The sequence below is a fragment of the Virgibacillus salexigens genome (assembly GCF_014905415.1).
GTDB classification, from domain to species: Bacteria; Bacillota; Bacilli; order Bacillales; family Amphibacillaceae; genus Virgibacillus; species Virgibacillus salexigens.
The window spans coordinates 424,019-443,016 of record NZ_BNEO01000001.1; the positions used below are offsets into that span (position 1 = coordinate 424,019).

An 18,998-nucleotide genomic window follows, 5' to 3' on the forward strand; every position below is an offset into this window, starting at 1 on the left:
CATCAATTAGGTGGGTACTAACATATTTAGACAGAAATGAGAAGGAGACAGTTCATGAAAAGGTTAAATCAATATGAAGCAGCTTGGATGGAGGAAGTTTTAGTTGAACATCAATGTCTATTTAAGATGAATGATCAAGTCTAACGAATTTGCATACAACAAACGGCGAATGAAAACCATATAAAAAACAAGCTGCAATAGAAGAGAAAAAGCAATCGCTTATAAATGGCGATGATTTTTCGCTGGAAGCTGTCGTAGATATGATTAATAGCGGGGAACTATAAGGATCAGATACTATTATGAAGAAAAAGGTTGCAGGAACTGGCAAAGAACCAGTTCCTGCATGTTTGTTAAACCTCATGGCAAGCAACAAAATGATTTTCTTCTACTTCACGATACGCAGGCATCCTTTCCGCACAATAGGATTTTGCAATCGGGCATCGTGTATGAAATGGGCAGCCTTTTGGATAATTTGCTGGACTAGGCATGTCCCCTTGTAACTTGATGCGTTCTCGCTTTATTTTAGTTTTCGGGCGAGGAATAGCAGATAATAATGCCTTCGTATATGGGTGAAGGGGATTTGCATAAATTCGACTTGCATCTCCTAATTCAACCTGTGCGCCTAAGTACATAACAAGGACTCGATCACTCATATGTCGGACGACTCCCAGATCATGGGAAATAAATAAATAGCTAAGCTGATATTTTTTCTGTAAATCTTTTAAAAGCTTTATAACTTGAGCTTGTACAGAAACATCAAGAGCAGATACAGCTTCATCGCATACAATCAATGACGGATTTAATGCTAACGCACGTGCAATACCTATGCGCTGCCGTTGCCCCCCACTAAACTCATGTGGATATCGATGATAATGTTCTGCTTTTAATCCAACTTCTTTAAGTAATTCCAAAACACGCTGCTTTCGGTGCTGTTTATTTAAATCGGAATCATGAATAATAAATACTTCTTCTAAGGCGTCTCCCACTTTTTGTCTTGGATTAAGTGATGCAAAAGGATCTTGAAAAATCATCTGCAAATTCCGTTTATATTTTTTCAAATGACGATCTGATAATTGTCCAATAGAGTCCCCTTGAAAATAAATGGTTCCATTGGTCATTTTTTCAAGACCAATAATTACTCTTCCTAAGGTAGACTTACCACAGCCTGATTCCCCAACCACACCTAATGTTTCTCCCTCATGAACAAACAAATCCACACCATTAACCGCTTTTACATGTGCTTTTGTACGCCGAAACACCCCTTTTTTTATTGGGAAATGTTTGGTTACATTGTTAACCTCTAATAACGGTGTTCGACTCACTCTCTGTCACCTCCTGTAACCAACATTTACTAGTATGCATCGGAGACAGATTAAATAATGGAGGTTCTTTCTGTTTACATTTTTCCATAGCAAATGGACATCTGGGATGAAATCGGCATCCTGTTATCTTATCGTCGGGTCCAGGCATAGAACCTTCAATTATTTTTAACTCCTGCATTGGATTATCAACATCTGGAACGGAATGAAGTAACCCTTTTGTATACGGATGTTGGGGAGCTTCAAAAATCGCATCGACATCAGCCGTCTCAACGACTTCCCCTCCATACATTACCATGACACGATCAGCAATTTCAGCAACCACCCCCATATCGTGTGTGACAAAAATAACTCCCATTCCAATCTCTTGTTGCAGCTCATCAATTAAATCCAAAATTTGTGCTTGAATGGTTACATCAAGCGCAGTAGTTGGTTCGTCAGCAATTAATAGATCTGGTTCACAAGCTAATGCGATAGCAATCATCACCCGCTGACGCATACCACCACTTAATTCATGTGGATATTGTTTTAACCTCTCTCTCGGACTAGGAATTCCTACTTTGTTTAATAACTCTATACTTTTTACAGTAGCTGCTTTTTTATTCATTTGCCGATGAATCATTAGTGATTCACGAAGTTGAAAACCAATAGTTAGGACGGGATTAAGCGCAGTCATCGGTTCTTGAAAAATCATGGATACTTTATTTCCTCTTATCTTCTCCATTTGCACTTCTGATTGTTTCGTTAGTTCTTCTTCCCCGAGTAAAATGGTTCCATTCGTTATTCTTCCCTTCGCTGGTAAAAGACCCATGATTGAAAGAGAAGTCAAACTTTTTCCGCAACCTGATTCACCGACAATACACAACGTTTCCCCATGATCCACCGAAAAGGATACATTTCGGACAGCAGTCAAATCTTTATTTGGTGTATGAAACGTTGTTTCTAAATCCGTTACTTGTAATAGTGGATTCATAAGATTCATCCTTTCTATCTACTAACTGGATATAGCGACCACTTTCCGGTAGGATCAACAATTAACCCCTCCATAGACGCATCATAAGCTGCTGTTACAATGCCATGATTCATTACAATCCAAGGAGCTTCCTCCATAGCAATTAAATTTGCTGCGTGTAATTTTTGCTTTCTAACTTCTTGATCAACAGACGAACGTGATTCTTGTACCAATTTATCAAATTCGCTATTTTCGTATCTTGCATAATTGGAAGAACCAATATTATCTGAGTGTAAATTCGGATAGAGTAATTCACTTCCGTCTGCAGTACTATTTGACCAGCCTAGAAAAGTCATCTCGTAGTCTCCCTTTCTAGCACTCTCCAAAAAGCTTGCCCACTCCATTGTTTCAATAGAAACATTTAATCCGATTTCTGATAACTGTGATTGTACAATTTCGGCCATTTTCATATAATTGTCACGGTTGGCAGCAAATAGTGTGATTTCCTGACCAGCGTACCCATTATCTTCTATCAGTTGCTTGGCTTTTTCAGGATTATATGCATACCCTTTTTCCTTAGCATCTTCTTGATAGCCGAAAACATTTGGACCAATAATACTCTCATTGTCTATACCAAGATCATTCAGTTGAGATACGTATGCTTCTTGATCAATACCGTATGCAACCGCTTGTCTAAATGCCAATTCATTAAATGGTTCTTTTTCCATATTAAATCCTAGATAGGATACACGCGTACCTTCCGTTTTTTGTACTTCAACATTTTGAATCGATTCGACACGATTAATATGATCAGATGCGATTGCATCGATAAATTGGACTTCCCCTGTTTCCAACATGGATATAGCGGTTGAAAACTCTGGAACTACTTTGTATGTCACCTTTTCTAATTTTGCTGGATCTCTCCAGTAATCTTCATTTCTAGTTAATGTAATATGATCGCCTTCCACCCACTCATCAAATACAAATGGTCCAGTTCCAACTGGTTCTTTATTGATATCCCCTTCCTGATCAGCTGTTGGGCTAACAATTGCTGCATTCGTATGGCTGAGAGCAGCTAACATCGGTCCGTACGGTTCCTCCGTATTTAATACGACGGTATTTTCATCTTCCACTTCGATCGATTCGATCGGTGCAAGCAAAGATGCTCGAGGCGCGGCTCTATCTGGATCTTTCAATTGTTCAAATGTATACTTCACCGCTTCAGCATTAAACGGAGTACCATCGTGGAAGGTAATCCCTTCTTTTAACTTAATAACCCATGTATTATCATCAGGATTTTCATACGATTCAGCTAATAATGGTTCGATTTCCATTGTTTCTGGATCCTGTGTGAATAATGTTTCATACACTTGATACGTTACATTTGAAGATACAGAGTCATTGGTATCAATTGGAGACAACCCTGCTGCATCTGAAGTAGAGGCATATGTGATTTCTTGTGGGGGTGTTGTGCTTTCTTTTCCACTACTATTCTCACTACTACAAGCAGCAGAAACAATCATTAATACGAGCAAACATATTGGTACAAAACATTTTCTCATTCATATCTCCCTCTCTCTTTTTTAAACATTCATGTCCATATTTGGATCAAGTGCATCTCTTAATCCATCACCAACTACATTAAAGGCAAAAACGGTTAACATAATACCTAATCCTGGGATAATAGCCATATGCGGCGCTTCCCACATAAAATCCTGCCCTGCTGCTATCATTGCCCCCCATTCAGGCGTAGGTGGTTGCGCTCCTAATCCTAAGTAACTTAATGCAGAGGTTGATAAAATAGCAGTAGCCATTCGCATTGTCGCAAATACAATTAAAGGAGCAGTACAATTAGGAAGAATATGTTTTAATAAGATTCTTCTATCACTTGCCCCTAATGTTTTCATAGCAAGAATATACTCTTGTTGTTTTATGGATAACACACTTCCGCGAACGATACGAGCACAGCCTGGAATGGACCAAATACTTATCGCAATAATGACATTTATTAAACTTGTGCCAAGCATTGCTATAATTAACATGGCTAATAGAATTCCAGGAAATGCAAACAATAAGTCAACAACTCTCATAATCAATCCATCTAACTTTCGGTAATAACCTGCTAGTAGACCAAGACCAATTCCGCCGATCAATCCGATTGCTACGGAGCTTAAACCCACCACTAGAGATAGCCTCGCTCCATGAACCAATCTCGACCACATATCTCTCCCATAATTATCTGTTCCTAAGATGTGGCCATCTGCCCCAGCTGCTAATTTGGTACCACTTAAATCCTGTTCATAGGGACCATAACTCGATAACCAAGGAGCAAATACCGCTGCAATAAAAATGCTTGCGATGATTACAATCCCAATCGCAGCTAATTTGTTTTTAACTAAATCCCGAAATATGGTGATCAATCGATGTTCCTTCCATGATTTCTCTTGTTTTTCCTTAAGCCCAGCTACCGATGACATTGTTTACCTCCTTTCTAACTTAATAACTTATTCTTGGGTCAATGAGTGCATAGATAATATCTACTACCAAATTGACAACTACAAATATGCCGGCAACTAATAATACCGTTCCTTGTACAATAGGAAAATCTCTTGCTGCTATCGCATCAATCATTAATCTGCCAACACCATTAATGGCGAAAACCTGCTCCGTAATAATCGTTCCCCCTAGTAGCCCACCAAAGTTAATGCCAATGACAGTAATTACCGGAATCATTGCATTCTTAAGTGCATGTATCCATATTAACGAATGCTTGCGAACCCCTTTTGCTCTGGCTGTACGAATATAGTCTGATCGAATTACCTCAAGCATAGATGACCTAGTCATCCTCGCAATAAGTGCTGCAGATGCCGTACCTAAAGTAATTGCAGGTAAAATTAACTCTTTCATGCCTTCTACTGTGTAAAAAGGGGAATTCAATCCACCTACTGGAAGTATTTGTAGGTTTACGGAGAAAATTAATATAAGCATTGCACCAAGCCAAAAATTAGGAATAGAAACACCAGCTAAAGCGAAAGTTGTACTTGTCACATCAATCCAGCTATTCTGCTTTCTTGCTGAAATCATACCTGCAACGATTCCAATAATAATAGCCACAATCATACTAGCGGTTGCAAGCTTTATTGTCGCAGGAAATCGAGTAATAATTGCTTCTGTAACTGCTTGATTCGTTTGATATGAGTAGCCGAAATCTCCTTGCAACACTCCAGCTAAATAGTCAAAATATTGAACAACGACAGGCCGATTTAGTCCTAAATTTTCCCGAATAGCCTCCAAATCTGATGCGGTTGCATTAGGACCACCAATGATAGTTGCAGGATCTCCTGGTGCAAGATGCATGCTCATAAAAACCAAAAACGAAATACCGAATAACAGCAATAGTAATTGTAAAAACCGTCGAATAATTAATCCGACCATTCATTCCTCCCCTTTCAATTGTTTCATTTTTCTTATTTTTCTATATAAATTAAATATTATTCTATTTCACAATTCGACAGTTGTCAATATTATCAGCTGTCGATTTAACCATTTTTTTAAATAATTACTTTCTTTTTTAAGGAAATATCCCTATAATTATTTCGTTTATGTCATTAGCACTATATTGTTGTTTATAGCTGCCATAACATGTTTAAATACCTTCAATTACATCGGAAACGTGGATAAAAAAGCACTAATCTTCATTATATATAGCGATTCTGCACTGGCTGAAGTCTACATGAAATGAAGATTTTATCGTTACCACTGATCCCTTTATCATGATCCTGAAAATAGTACACGAAATCACTACAGAGTTAAATAAGTAGATTTTGCATAATGTTTTTAACTTGAATTTGTTACAGTTTTCTCTCCTGATACTACAATTCATTGTTATATGGCTGTTCCCATAGCTTATGTACGCTACGAATTAAATCAAATCAACTAAATTTAAACAGAAAAGGAGTTTTAATATGTCACAGTTTTCTCTTGAAATACGTCAACAAATGATGGGAGTTGTTATGATATGAATGAATAGGGGACTCAAGAATCCTCACAAAACTGGAGATACTCTTAATCGGGGTAAATAGACGCCTGGTTGGCCAGAAATCACGGTCGAAAATATATATCGTAATTATTGTAGGAGCTGTGATATTGCTTCAACAAGTCACCGATCCTAATCCCGGGTTTATGGGTCATGCTCTCTCTGCATTATCCGCTTTGGACGGATTAGGATCCTTTGGAGCAGCCTTCATCATACGTATTCGATCCGCTTTTTCTTTTGACTTTCGTAAAGTATCCTGGCGGTGGCTCTTGCTGGGGTTGGCTCTCGGAGTGGCTATTAGTTACGTATCCACCATCGCAATCTACTATATGGGCTACACTTCAATGGATACCCAAGAAAGTTATCGCACCAGATATGATTTCCTTATTTATCCATATAATGGCCACAATCGTCTCTGTAATCTTTATGTGAATTAGTCATTTGTTTTAAATTAGTACGAATAGTATTAGCGATAATCACACCAAGGATATGTTATCCTCAATTGAAGAATAGTCGATAAAGTTCCTTAGAACCATACCACTTAACCATTAAGTCGTTAGGTTTATTTAGTTGGACCAATAAAATCCGAACTACCCTTCCCCACTATAATTTCGTATACTCGGAATGATAGTTCGGATAGATCTGCCTTTTAATCAAAAATAACCGACTATGTTGTGTTAACGCATGAGGGCTATTCTATGTTGATTTACAAATGCAATGGCGACATCCTGATTCACTACTGTTTTCTTTAATTGTCGTTGAGTTGTTCCGACACCCGGTACAATTGATGAAACTGCATCAGATGCATTTATTAATCCATAACCGTATCCATTATTGGGCGATTCAGGAAATTCGCTATCCGTCAATGGGTTAGCTGTCGATATAATCGCTTGTTCTATCTCATCGACGGTTAAACTACTATCTGCTTGTTTCATTAATGCTACTACTCCAGAAACTGCAGGGCCAGCCATGGAAGTTCCATTCCATCCGCCTTCATAGCCACCACCTGGTACACTAGAACGGATGTTTACACCTGGTGCTGAAATTTCAGGCTTTATTTCTTCATAAGGGGACGGTCCTTGTAAAGAAAAGCTACCTAGTTGATCATTCAAGTCCGTTGCACCAGTTGCAAATGATTCAGGGTAATTCGCTGGTACTGCTACCGATTCCGGTCCACCTGGATTCGTAAGCGTCGTGTTGCCTGCTGAAAATTCAGGGAATATTTCTGCAGCTCTCCAATTTTGTACAACATCACGGTACCATTCATCAAGACCTGAACCGCCCCCCCAGGAATTATTAACAATATCTGGAGCCATTTCTACATGTGCATTTCCTTCAGCATCCGTCGGGGCTAATATCCATTCCGCTGCTTCTAATAAATCTGCATCTGTACCTCCAGTGGCAGAAAATGCTTTTACTGCGATCCAATCTGCTCCAGGAGCAACGCCAATTTGGTTAGAGCCATCAGCTTCACTTCCAACCATTGTACCGGTTACGTGTGTACCATGGCCTTGATCATCATAAGGCGCTGCTTCACCTGCTGTTGCATCAAACCAGTTAAAATCATGACTTACCTCTCCTGAAGCTGCATCATAGCCACGGTATTTTTCTTTTAATGCCGGATGATCCCATTGAACCCCCGTATCTATACTAGCAACAGTTACACCAGAACCATCAAATCCCATATCCCATACAGCGGGAGCACCGATACGCTCAACATTCCATTCTACATTAGCAATGCGTGAAGCAGGCGCTTCTGCATCTTGCCTAACTGCTGTAAATAATTCCCTTGTTTCATTAGGCAACACCTTTTCTACTTCCTCAAAACCGGCGATTTTATTAGCTGTGTCTTTTGTTGCTGTTACTGCCATCCCATTTACAATATGGTACGACTTAAATGATTCTACATTACCTTTTTTAGCTTCTTCTGCTAGAAACTGCCTCACATTTTGCTGCGTATCCAACGATGTTTCCTTTAATTCGGTTAAGACAGCAGACCGTTGGGTTAGCTCAGCCTTCTCAGCAGTTACTTGTGCCCTTTGACTGGAAGCTTTTGCTTGTTTAGCCACCCTCATCGTATCGGCTTTTTCACGAAATTTGACTAGGAAGGTTATTTTACTATCATCATTAAATTCGTTCACTAACCGCTTACTAACTTTTGCTTGTACCACCTGATTGGATTTAGTACTTGTTTCTGCATTTACTACTGCTGGTGTGAATAATGAGAAAGTCATGATTGCCGATACAGCTATGCTAAAAACTGCTTTCATTCGATGTCTCCGTTTTATTCTCACAGCTATTCCTCCCATCGTTTTTAGATCAGATAAGAACCTTGATAAAGAACACCTGCTGTCTACCCTCCTTACAAATTTTGGCCCTTAGCTGACAGTGGTGCTTTTTTGAACGATCTAGGTTGTAATGAAAAGTATAGTAAAAGCAGCGAGAAAAAAGCTGTCGATTGCAGTCGAAAGAAAAGCCGTTATTGATAAATTAGTAGATTCGTAGCAAAATTCTCATGTTTTATCCTAGGTAATTATAATGAATTTCACTTATTAGATTTGCTTCAAATCAAATGTATACCTTGTTTTCAAGCTTTATTCGCAGCTTCAAAGCTCAATCATAAATTAGTATATTTTTACAAAAATGAATAATAACACCTATACTTCCTTTGGAACCTACTATTTTTCCTCTTCATTTATAAGCCTTTTCTCGTAAATTTCCCTAAATACAGGAAGCAAATGTTTTTATCCATGGACTATTAGGGAATATAATAAAAATAATGAAGTGTTCTATTACTAAGTAAAGGAGTTTTTATCATGACTGATTCGATTGTTGTTACAAATCCTGCTAATGGGGAAACGATTAAAGAGATTAAAAAGCACAGCAAAGAAGATGTTCAGATTGCTCTTAAGAAAGGACACGACTATTTTTCAACATGGTCGAAGGTCAACGCCCATCAACGTGCGAAACTATTAAACGCATGGGCGAAAAAAATTCGCGATGCCAAAGATGATCTTGCCGAACAAATGACGCTTGAAAATGGGAAACCATTAAAAGAGTCGTATGGAGAAGTAGAGTACGCTGCAAGTTATATTGATTGGTATGCTGAAGAAGCAAAGCGAATATATGGACGAACAATCCCTGCAAATACCGAATCAAAGCGTATTATAATTAGTAAACAGCCCGTTGGTTTGGTAGCAGCCATTACCCCCTGGAATTTCCCAGCGGCTATGATGACGCGTAAAGCTGCACCAGCACTTGCAGCAGGTTGTACATTTATTGTAAAACCGGCTTCTGAGACACCATTAACTGGTATACGAATCATAGAATTAGCACATGAAGCTGGTATTCCAGAAGAAGCTATTCAATATGTTACTGGATCAGGTAGCGTCATTGGAGATTTATTTACGGAAAGTGAATATGTTCGAAAAATTACATTTACTGGATCTACGTCAGTGGGTAAAGAATTAATAAAAAATAGTGCAGATACAGTAAAGCATGTAACAATGGAACTGGGTGGTCATGCACCATTAATTGTCGCCAAAGATGCAGATATCGAGTTGGCCGCCAAACAAACCGTTGCAACTAAGTTTCGCAATGCTGGACAGACTTGCGTTTGCGCCAACCGGATTATTGTCCATGAAGATGTCGTTGACGACTTCTCTAAAAAATTGATTGCAGAAGTAAAACAACTGCAGGTCGGAAATGGATTAAACGAAGGTGTTGATATTGGACCAATTATAAACCAAGGCGGTTATGAAAAAATCATTTCTCATATTACAGATGCAAAGAAAAAAGGTGCCCAGGTGCTGTTAGGTGACCATTTCGATGCGAATAAAGAGAAAGGCTACTTTTTTGTTCATCCAACCGTGCTTACAAATGTAACCAAAGAAATGGATATCATGCACGAGGAAACGTTTGGTCCAGTTGCTCCTATAACCACCTTTACTGAAATTGAGGAAGCCGTTTCTATTGCAAATCATACACCATTCGGCCTTGCCGCTTACTTTTTTACAAATGATTACCGAACAGGTACGTATCTCCATGAACAATTAGACTATGGAATTATTGGCTGGAATGATGGCGGTCCATCTGCAGCACACGCACCATTCGGTGGTATGAAAGAAAGTGGGCTAGGACGTGAAGGCGGCCTAGAAGGCATTGAACCATATTTAGAGACAAAGTACTTGTCCATTGGAAATTTAGAATAAGGTTGTCACTAGATGTTGAACGCCAATTCAATGAGCTTCCATTTCGCTCATTGAATTGGCGTTTTCTTACAAAAAGTAAAATAGCTTAATCGTGTTTCGTTGCTTTCACAGAAACCAATTCCTTGCAATAGTGGGATTTTGTCACATGGAATTTCGATTTGAATACGCATTTTTGACAAATTGTTCTATTGATGTTGTAAATCTACTACAATACGTGAGTCATATGTTGGCGTTTCTATATCTACGGAAGGTTGCTTTAAATGAAATTCTGCCAAAAAATCTTCTCCCTCTACCCGATAATCAACATGCTCTATTACCGGGCTGTTCGAGACTGGTATACTTCCGCCTTCCTGAGCTAACTCACCATCTATCTCTCCATATGGAATGGTTAATAACAAGCGATGATCATCTTCTTCCAAAGTATAATTGGTCACAGATTTATTTAAATCCAGTACGATTCGTGTATAAGCATCGTGTATACCAAAACGGATGTTTTTAATTAACGTAGCAGATATATCAACGTTACGTACTGCTTTTTCTTCTCGAAAGGTTGCAATAATTTCACCGGTACCTTCTTTGATTGCATAAAATTGATTATCTTCAACATTCCCTAATCCGTTTGAGACTTCCCAATTAATTTCTTCCGGGTTTATTTCTAGTTCCTCTCCCTTCTTATCAAAACCTTGTAAGGTTAGAGGGATTGTTTGCCCAACTGCAGCGGATAAATCCAATGGTAAGATACCAAGTACGGTTTTTTCTTTATAAGGCTTTACCCCTTCTGGATAAGGTCCATAAAGTAAGTATTGATTACGTACATGGTCAACCCAATTCGTCAATTCCTCTTGCCAACTATTGATAATCCTCTCCACCGGTTCCCCTTCTTCAATCATTTCAGCCGCATCTGAATCGCCAATTAGATTCGCGTATTTTTCTGTCATCGAAAATTGCGCTGGATCTTGATTACGCATCGTATCTAAAAGCTGTAGTCCTAAGTTAACTAACTCTATTTTCTTAGGGTTTGTTATATGCACTTGGACACCACCGATTCGTTCCCCTTCATATGTTCCAAACATCGGTGTAAAATAAGCGGACCGAAATCGGACACCTTCTAGGCTCTTGGCATTCATTTCTTCCGCTAATTGCTCGCCATTAATCCATGGAGCACCTACTAGTTCAAACGGTTTGGTTGTTCCCAGACCAGTTGTTAATGTTGTATCATCCAGTAGTTCTGTTCCTGCATACAGATAAGCGGTTTCTTGAGTGGGAATATTTGGTGAAGGTTGAATCCATGGCAATGCAGTATCTTCAAAATGCATAAAACGCTTCCAACCTTTCATTTTTGCTACCTTTAACGATACACCCAAACTATATTCGTGATTCCACATCGTTGCTAGTTCCCCTACTGTCATTCCATGGCGAACCGGTAGCAAAAACCTCCCCATAAAACTAACCGCATCCGCTGAACGAACAGGACCCTCTACTCGCTCACCGCCAATCGGATTTGGTCGATCTAGGACAATGATCTCTTTACCTTGCTCCGCAGCTGCTTCCATTGCAAAACCAAGGGTATAAATATACGTATACACATTCGAACCGATATCTTGAATATCGAATAGCAACACATCAACATTTTCAAGCATCTTTTCTGTCGGTTTCCAGGTTGGACCATACAAACTGTAAACAGGTAATCCAGTCTTTTCATCAATGTAGGACTCCACATACTCTCCAGCTTCTCTATCTCCACGAATTCCATGTTCTGGACCAAATAGAGCGGTTAAATTCACTTCTGAATGTTCATGTAAAAGGTCAATGGAACTTTTTAAATCTTGATCGATTCCTGTTGGATTGGTAATTAAACCTACGCGCTTTCCAGCTATCCAATCCAAATGATCTTCTAACAAAACCTCAATACCTGGTTTTACTTTCTTCTTCCCATTATGACTCAGTTCTTTTTGTCCAAGTACCGTATGTTGCTGTAATAGAACGGAAACAATTGCAATTGCTGATAAACATAGTATCTTAATCTTCACCAAAACACTCCCATCCATCTAAATAGCGAACATTTATACGTTTTCTGTTTGATCTCCTTGCTCTTCGTGGACAAGCTGACGATCATACATCTTAAAGAAAGGATAATAAATAGCCATCGCTACAATTATATTTACAATCATAAGAATGCCACCCCGAAAATCACCTGTTGTCAAAATACCTGAAAACGGCGGTGGTGTTGTCCAAGGAACAATCACGTATGGCTTTCCAACCAAACCAATCGACATCGAAACATAGGTAATAATTCCAACCGCAAGCGGTGCAAGAATAAACGGGATAACAAGGATTGGATTCATTACCACCGGAGCACCAAAAATAACTGGTTCACTAATATTAAACGCACTTGCCCATACGGAACCTTTTCCTAAACTTTTCAAATGCTTGGATCGAGCTCGCCATACAAATAACAATGTCAAAGCCAAAGCCATACCAGAACCGCCCACTGCCCACCAAATTGCCATAAACGGCTGACCAACAATATGTGGCAGTGCTTCTCCCGCCTGATGAGCTGCGACATTCTCTTCCGTCAAACTATACCAAATAGGTGCCATTACACTAGCAACGACAGAAATACCATGAATGCCAAAAGACCATAATAAGTGAATTAAGATAATCGCTACAATTGCCCCCCAAAAACTTCCCCCGAGCAGCTGTAATGGTTCTCTTAACACAGCACCAACGATACCATGCAAGGATAAGTCCCAAGTTGTTTTTAATACCAAATCGATGCCCCAAACAATAGCAATGATTGCTGCTCCTGGAATTAACGCTGTAAAAGCCCGCCAAACAGACGGTGGTACGCCATCAGGCATACGAATGACCATATTTCTACTTTCAAAAAAGCGGTATACTTCCACCGTAAATAATGCCAATAAAATAGCAATAAATAGTCCTTCACTTCCCATCAAATGAAGTGGAATATTCCCGTTTTCTGTTAATGGTGTCGCTACAAAAAACGCTGCAATACTAAGTACCCCTGCTGACAAACCATCCATGTTATAACTTTTGGCTAAATGATATGCAATCGCAAACACGGCAATCAGTCCCAACAAACCGAATGTTGCATTAACTGGGATATTAAGTGTTGTGGCATATGGCTTCATGAATGCTGCCCATGATTCAACAGGTGGCGAAGAAATGATCAAAAAAATACTTCCAATAATTAATAAAGGCATCGTGGCAATAATTCCATCTCGGATTGCCCGTAAATAACGCTGTTCAGCCAACCTCGCAGCAACCGGCAAAAAGTAACGTTCCATAAATGCTTGATACCTATTCAATAGTCTACACTCCTTTCTAACGTAATATCTCCAAAGCTTGTTCCAGTATCTCTTCTCCATTCAGCGTTCCATATGCTTTCATATTAATCATAGCTATAGGCACATTAGCTTCTGCTGCTTTTTCGGCAAGTTCTTTTTGTTTGTAGCGAATTTGCGGTCCCAGCAAAATAAGATCTGAGGTAGCAAACTGCTTTTCCATTTCATCAACCGAATGTGCTTCAATTTGGATATTAATTGCTTTTTCCTCTGCCACCTTTTCCATTCTATCTACAAGCATACTTGTACTCATTCCTAATGCACATACCAGGGTAATTTTCATATATCTCACCTCCTAAGTAAGAATTGGTTGAAAATAAGCCTCATTCGCTATAAACATATCCTGTAGCAATTCATGCGCTTTTTCAGCTGATGGAATTAATGGATGAAGCGTTAAAGCTTGTAGAGCAGTACCTATTTCTCTAGTAACTGCTGCCTCTACGGTTAATTCTTCATAAGCCTTAACAACCTGCAGTAACCCTCTGATTTGTGGTGGAATATCTCCTGTTTGCAAGGGTGTTATTTGATGATTTTCAACAAGACAATTGACTTCGACACAGGCATCGTTAGGTAAGCATGGAATAGCACCATTGTTACGCACATTCACTGTGTGAATTTGCTTAACATCCAAGTGAATGGATTTAATTAGATTAATCGCTGCTTCTGAATAATACGCACCGCCTCGTCTATCTAGTGCTTCTGGCTTTTCTGTGGTAGATGGGTCCGCATAAATAGTAAACAATTCCTGTTCTACTTGTTGCACTTGATCAGCTCTTGTTTCTCCTTGCTTATATTCCTCTAATTGCTTCGCCAGGATTTGATCTGTCTGATAATAGTATTTATGGTAGCTACATGGAATGGCATCTAGTGATTGTAAGAAAATAGGATCCCATCCCATGTTTGGTATGTTTTTAGCTTGATAACTATCAGATGTTCCTGTTAACACATCATTTAATCGTGATATCCCTTTAATTGAAAAATCAGTAATCCAAATCAAATGATTAATACCAACAAACTGGAGACTCACATCCTTGATTGGTACTTGATAGTCTTTAGCAAATTTTTTATAAAAGTTGATTGGATTGTTACATAATCCAACTACTTTCACATGACGATGCTTGAGAATTGCCTCGGTTATAATACCTGCTGGATTCGTAAAATTAAGTAACCATGCATCTGGAGCAAGTTCCTCGATATCTTCACAAATATCCAACATTACTGGAATTGTCCGTAATGCTTTCATAAAACCACCTGCTCCCGTGGTTTCCTGCCCAATAACACCATGCTTAATGGATAAGTATTCATCACTTTTTCGCATCGTTAGTTGCCCTACTCTAATCTGGGTGATAATATAGGAAGCGTTTTCTATTGCTTCACGGCGATCTAATGTGGCAACTATCTTAATCGGACATCCTGCTTTTTCTACCATTCGCTTCGCCAATGCTTCAATAATTTCTAATTTTTCTCTGCCTTCAAGAATATCTACCAACCAAACCTCTGAAACTGGTAATACATCATGGTTGTCAATCAAGCCTTCAATTAATTCTGGGGTGTACGATGATCCACCTCCAATGACCACAATTTTTAGTGGTTTCATAGTAATCCATCCTTTCTAGTAAACGTCCTTGATACAGTTTATTAAGGATGATTGTAATTTAGTAGATATTTAATTAAATGGAACACATATGTTTAGCAGCTGGGAAAATTTTATCTATTCCATTAAAAAAAACGTTGAATCAGTTTTTCTGATCCAACGTTTCAACCAACGATGTTATTTTCTCCACGCTTCATAATCCAGATGTTTATATTTATCCAAGTACCTGGTTGGCATTTTTAAGGCATCTTTTCGGAAAGGTGGAGCGAGCTGCGTACCATCAACAAAAATATTCAGAACTGCCGGCTTTCTCATTTCTAACACTTCTTTTATCACGGGTTCCATCTCGTTTGGATTATTTATCGTATAGCCAAGAGCTCCCATTGACTTCGCTACTTCAGCAAAATCAGGAGCTTGAATATTGGATCCGACAAATCGATTATCATAATAGTCGACTTGGTTCTTTTTCTCAGCAGCCCAGGATTTATTATTAAATACACAAGCAATTACCGGTATATTCTGCTCAACGGCTGTGCTTACCTCATGCAAACTCATTCCCCATGCACCATCCCCAATAATAGCAACCACAGGTGAATCCGGTTCTGCTAATTGCGCCCCTAATGCCGCTGGATAAGCGAAGCCCGTATTACCAAATGTCAATGCAGCAATATGACGTCTGGTCTGGTTAAATTTTAAATACGCATTCGCTGTGGAAGAGACATTTCCAATATCTGTGGAAATGATCGTATTTTCAGGTAAAGCTCTTGTTAATTCTAATAATGCACGACGTGGATTGATTGGATTCCCGTCTTCCATCGCTAAATCAATTAATTCTTGCTCCCACGCAGTCTTCAATTTGCTTATATCATCTAATCGATGCTGATTTTTAGGTCTGTCTTGGGCCTTCTGACTTAATTGATGATAAATGGCATCACTAGTTGCTTTTGCATCCCCTATAATGCCAATCTCAACCGGATGCGTTCTCGCAATATGACGCGGATTAATATCGATTTGAATAATTTTGGCAGCCTTCGGAAAATAATCAATATCATAACAAGGCAATGTACCGAATACCGATAATCTTGTGCCAATTGCTAAAACCACATCTGCTTTTTGCAGCGTATACATGGCTGCTTTTGATCCCATATAACCGATTGGTCCCACAGCTAAGTGATGATCTGCAGGGAAAGCATCATTGTGCATATATGACACAGCAACAGGGGCTGTTAGATGTTCTGCGATTTTCTTTACCGTATCAACACCCTCTGCATCTACCACACCACGACCAGACAAAATTACTGGATTACTTGCATTTTTAAGTAAATTAACGGCTGCTTGAATCGACGCGGGGTCGCCACTTCCTCTATTATCTACTCGATATTGGCGAGGTTCTAGAATTTCATCTTCTAATTCCCCATAAAATAAATCTCTCGGAATATCATACAATACCGGCCCTCTTTCAGCATAGGCAATTCGAAAGGCTGTACGTAAACAATCTGCTACCCTGCTTTTATGTGTAACTCGAACCGTTTCTTTTGTGATATCTTCAAAAATGGATACTTGATTTGCTTCTTGGAAGCCATCCCAGCCAACTGACGGCGTTCCTGCAGATGGTGAAATAATCACCATTGGCGTATGCGCTTGGTTGGCTGCTGCAACGGAAGTCACCATATTTGTAATACCAGGTCCATTCTGTCCAATCACCACACCAGCTGTACCGGAAACCCTTGTATATGCGTCTGCCATATGTGCAGCGCTTTGCTCATGCCTTACCGGAAGAAACCGAATGCCTGCAGTTGGGAAAAGATCGAGCATATCCATAAATGCAGATCCGACAATGCCATATACTTCTCGAATTCCTTCCGCTACCAAAGTCTCTACAATTGCTTCACTAGGTGTCATTCTCACCTTTTTACGGACTACGTTTTTAACTTCTTCCTGTTGTTTTACCATTTCCATTCCTCCTTCATAATGCATGAAGCATCCTTTGCTTCTAGAATATCTTTCTTTGCTAATTCACCTAAACGTACGATTTCAGTCGCATAGTTTAACAGAATTCCTGCTGATGGTGTTAACTTGACTTGTTTTGTAGAGCGTTCGAATAATCGCGTATCTAATTCCATTTCGAGTTCTTTTATTTGTATCGTTACACTCGGCTGCGTCACATGTAATATTTTCGCTGCTTCTGAAAAGCTCCTTTTATCAGCTACTGCTAGAAATGTCTTCAATCTTTCATAATTCATAGATTTTCCTCCATGAAAAATAATGATTCATAGTGACGTCCGTACCAGTTGAAGAAGCCATTTATACTGTTTGAGATTTCGCTTGCTTTTCTAATTTTTCACCGAGGGATAAATAGAGCATTTCAATATCCCGTCTCTCTGGAATTCTCCGGTTCGTTACAATCCCATTCCCATTTAATGCATCCTCCACAAGTGTATGCCGCTCCTGTTTTAACTCATCTAGATCGATATAAGCAAGCGCATCTTGCCAAATCCCGAACTGGTTATTGTATTGCTCGATTCTTTGCACTGCCTTTTCAGCTAATAAATGTTGATTTTCTCTATCCTGCTCGCCTAAAAGAATTGCAATTTGTGAAAGTCTCTCTACCGCTGAATCAAGACTAAATCGCAGCACAAATGGCAGCAATAAAGCAACACTCAATCCATGGGGGATATGAAAGTGTGCTCCTAAAGGTCTGCCAGCTGCATGTGCGAGATTCGTAGATGCATTTGAAAAGGCGATTCCAGCAAAACAACTTGCCATTTGCATTGTTTCGCGCGCTTGTAAGTTCTCCCCATTCTGATAAACAATAGGTAAATGCTTCCCGATTTTTTCAATGGCAAAGGTAGCATAAAAATCTGTAACAGGAGTAGCTTTTGTTGATATATATGCTTCAATAGCATGCGTTAATGCATCTAATCCTGTATAGGCTGTAAATTTCTTTGGTAAGCTTATTGTTAATTCCGGATCTAAAATGGAAGTATCTGGAACTAAATCTTTATGGCCCGGATTCATTTTGACATATGTCTCTGTGTTTTTAATCACCATTATCTTGGTTGCTTCTGATCCTGTGCCAGATGTTGTTGGAACCGCAATTAATGGAAGTCTATTTAACTGATGTTGATGGGGTATTTCCTCCCAATCCAGGTGTGGAGAGGCAGCGAACAACGAAACAGCTTTCGCTAAATCAATCGCACTTCCACCTCCGATTGCTATCACACCATTTGCTTTTACTTGATGTAATCGGTCAACAGCTTCTGATACATGTTCGGTTGTGGGTTCTCCCTGAAAGTCAGTAAAAAAGGTTAGATGAACACCTTTACTTAACTGCTTTCGTATCTTTTGGTCATAATTTAGAGGCGGAGAAACTAAAAAATGATCGATGATAATAAACAAATGACGAACACCTAGTTCCGAAGCAAGTCTATCTAGATGTGCTAGCTTGCCTTCTCCTAACATCATTTGCCTCGGTAAATATGTTGTGGACATCTTCTCCCTCCTTCGGTTTACAAAAATAG

Annotated in this window: 15 protein-coding genes; 2 read left to right on the top strand and 13 right to left on the bottom strand. The window is 39.2% G+C overall.

Annotated elements, in window-relative coordinates:
• Positions 1-350: 350 nt before the first annotated feature.
• From JKP73_RS02080 to nikB, 5 genes are read right to left on the bottom strand one after another with little or no spacing between them, the layout of a single operon-like run.
• Positions 351-1,322: an ABC transporter ATP-binding protein gene (locus JKP73_RS02080; protein WP_021289280.1), complete on the bottom strand. Its 972-nt coding sequence runs from the start codon at positions 1,320-1,322 to the stop codon at positions 351-353.
• A complete protein-coding gene (locus tag JKP73_RS02085) occupies positions 1,294-2,292 on the bottom strand; it encodes an ABC transporter ATP-binding protein (protein ID WP_200410840.1) in 999 nt (332 codons plus the stop codon). Before JKP73_RS02085 ends, JKP73_RS02080 begins: the two co-directional genes overlap by 29 nt.
• 14 nt (positions 2,293-2,306) lie before the next feature.
• Positions 2,307-3,833, bottom strand: coding sequence for a glutathione ABC transporter substrate-binding protein (locus tag JKP73_RS02090; protein ID WP_200410841.1), 1,527 nt, complete (start codon positions 3,831-3,833; stop codon positions 2,307-2,309).
• Positions 3,834-3,854: 21 nt separating this feature from the next.
• The gene (locus JKP73_RS02095) at positions 3,855-4,748 is read right to left on the bottom strand and encodes an ABC transporter permease (protein ID WP_021289283.1); all 894 of its coding nucleotides are present in this window, start codon (positions 4,746-4,748) and stop codon (positions 3,855-3,857) included.
• A gap of 19 nt (positions 4,749-4,767) precedes the next feature.
• Positions 4,768-5,706 (bottom strand): nickel ABC transporter permease, encoded by a 939-nt coding sequence (nikB, locus tag JKP73_RS02100; protein WP_021289284.1) that lies wholly within the window; start codon positions 5,704-5,706, stop codon positions 4,768-4,770.
• A gap of 711 nt (positions 5,707-6,417) precedes the next feature.
• On the opposite strand from nikB, the gene JKP73_RS02105 reads away from it, so the two are divergent.
• Entirely contained in the window at positions 6,418-6,744 is a 327-nt protein-coding gene (locus tag JKP73_RS02105) for a hypothetical protein (protein ID WP_021289285.1), read from the top strand.
• 240 nt (positions 6,745-6,984) lie between these two features.
• Here the strand turns inward: JKP73_RS02105 and JKP73_RS02110 are convergent, their stop codons facing one another.
• The gene (locus JKP73_RS02110; RefSeq protein WP_021289286.1) at positions 6,985-8,601 is read right to left on the bottom strand and encodes a S8 family serine peptidase; all 1,617 of its coding nucleotides are present in this window, start codon (positions 8,599-8,601) and stop codon (positions 6,985-6,987) included.
• 522 nt (positions 8,602-9,123) lie between these two features.
• On the opposite strand from JKP73_RS02110, the gene JKP73_RS02115 reads away from it, so the two are divergent.
• Positions 9,124-10,518 carry an NAD-dependent succinate-semialdehyde dehydrogenase gene (locus JKP73_RS02115; protein WP_038242814.1) on the top strand — a complete coding sequence of 465 codons (1,395 nt, stop codon included), beginning with the start codon at positions 9,124-9,126 and terminating at the stop codon, positions 10,516-10,518.
• Positions 10,519-10,703: 185 nt separating this feature from the next.
• Here JKP73_RS02115 and JKP73_RS02120 read toward each other — a convergent pair whose 3' ends face one another.
• The 7 genes from JKP73_RS02120 to JKP73_RS02150 all read right to left on the bottom strand — a co-directional run bounded on the left by JKP73_RS02120 (position 10,704) and on the right by JKP73_RS02150 (position 18,969).
• A complete protein-coding gene (locus JKP73_RS02120; RefSeq protein WP_160806658.1) occupies positions 10,704-12,548 on the bottom strand; it encodes an exo-beta-N-acetylmuramidase NamZ domain-containing protein in 1,845 nt (614 codons plus the stop codon).
• Positions 12,549-12,581: 33 nt separating this feature from the next.
• On the bottom strand, positions 12,582-13,847 hold the full coding sequence (celB, locus tag JKP73_RS02125) for a PTS cellobiose transporter subunit IIC (RefSeq protein WP_021289289.1): 1,266 nt from the start codon (positions 13,845-13,847) through the stop codon (positions 12,582-12,584).
• A 16-nt stretch (positions 13,848-13,863) separates the two neighbouring features.
• The gene (locus JKP73_RS02130) at positions 13,864-14,166 is read right to left on the bottom strand and encodes a PTS sugar transporter subunit IIB (RefSeq protein WP_021289290.1); all 303 of its coding nucleotides are present in this window, start codon (positions 14,164-14,166) and stop codon (positions 13,864-13,866) included.
• Between the two features lie 12 nt (positions 14,167-14,178).
• Positions 14,179-15,480, bottom strand: a complete 1,302-nt coding sequence (locus JKP73_RS02135) for a 6-phospho-beta-glucosidase (protein ID WP_021289291.1) — start codon at positions 15,478-15,480, stop codon at positions 14,179-14,181.
• 174 nt (positions 15,481-15,654) lie between these two features.
• On the bottom strand, positions 15,655-17,430 hold the full coding sequence (gene xsc, locus JKP73_RS02140; protein WP_200410842.1) for a sulfoacetaldehyde acetyltransferase: 1,776 nt from the start codon (positions 17,428-17,430) through the stop codon (positions 15,655-15,657).
• A complete protein-coding gene (locus tag JKP73_RS02145) occupies positions 17,424-17,720 on the bottom strand; it encodes a LysR family transcriptional regulator (protein ID WP_021289293.1) in 297 nt (98 codons plus the stop codon). The genes xsc and JKP73_RS02145 overlap by 7 nt, the downstream gene beginning before the upstream one ends.
• A gap of 61 nt (positions 17,721-17,781) precedes the next feature.
• Positions 17,782-18,969 (bottom strand): iron-containing alcohol dehydrogenase, encoded by a 1,188-nt coding sequence (locus JKP73_RS02150; RefSeq protein ID WP_021289294.1) that lies wholly within the window; start codon positions 18,967-18,969, stop codon positions 17,782-17,784.
• Between the last annotated feature and the right edge of the window lie 29 nt (positions 18,970-18,998).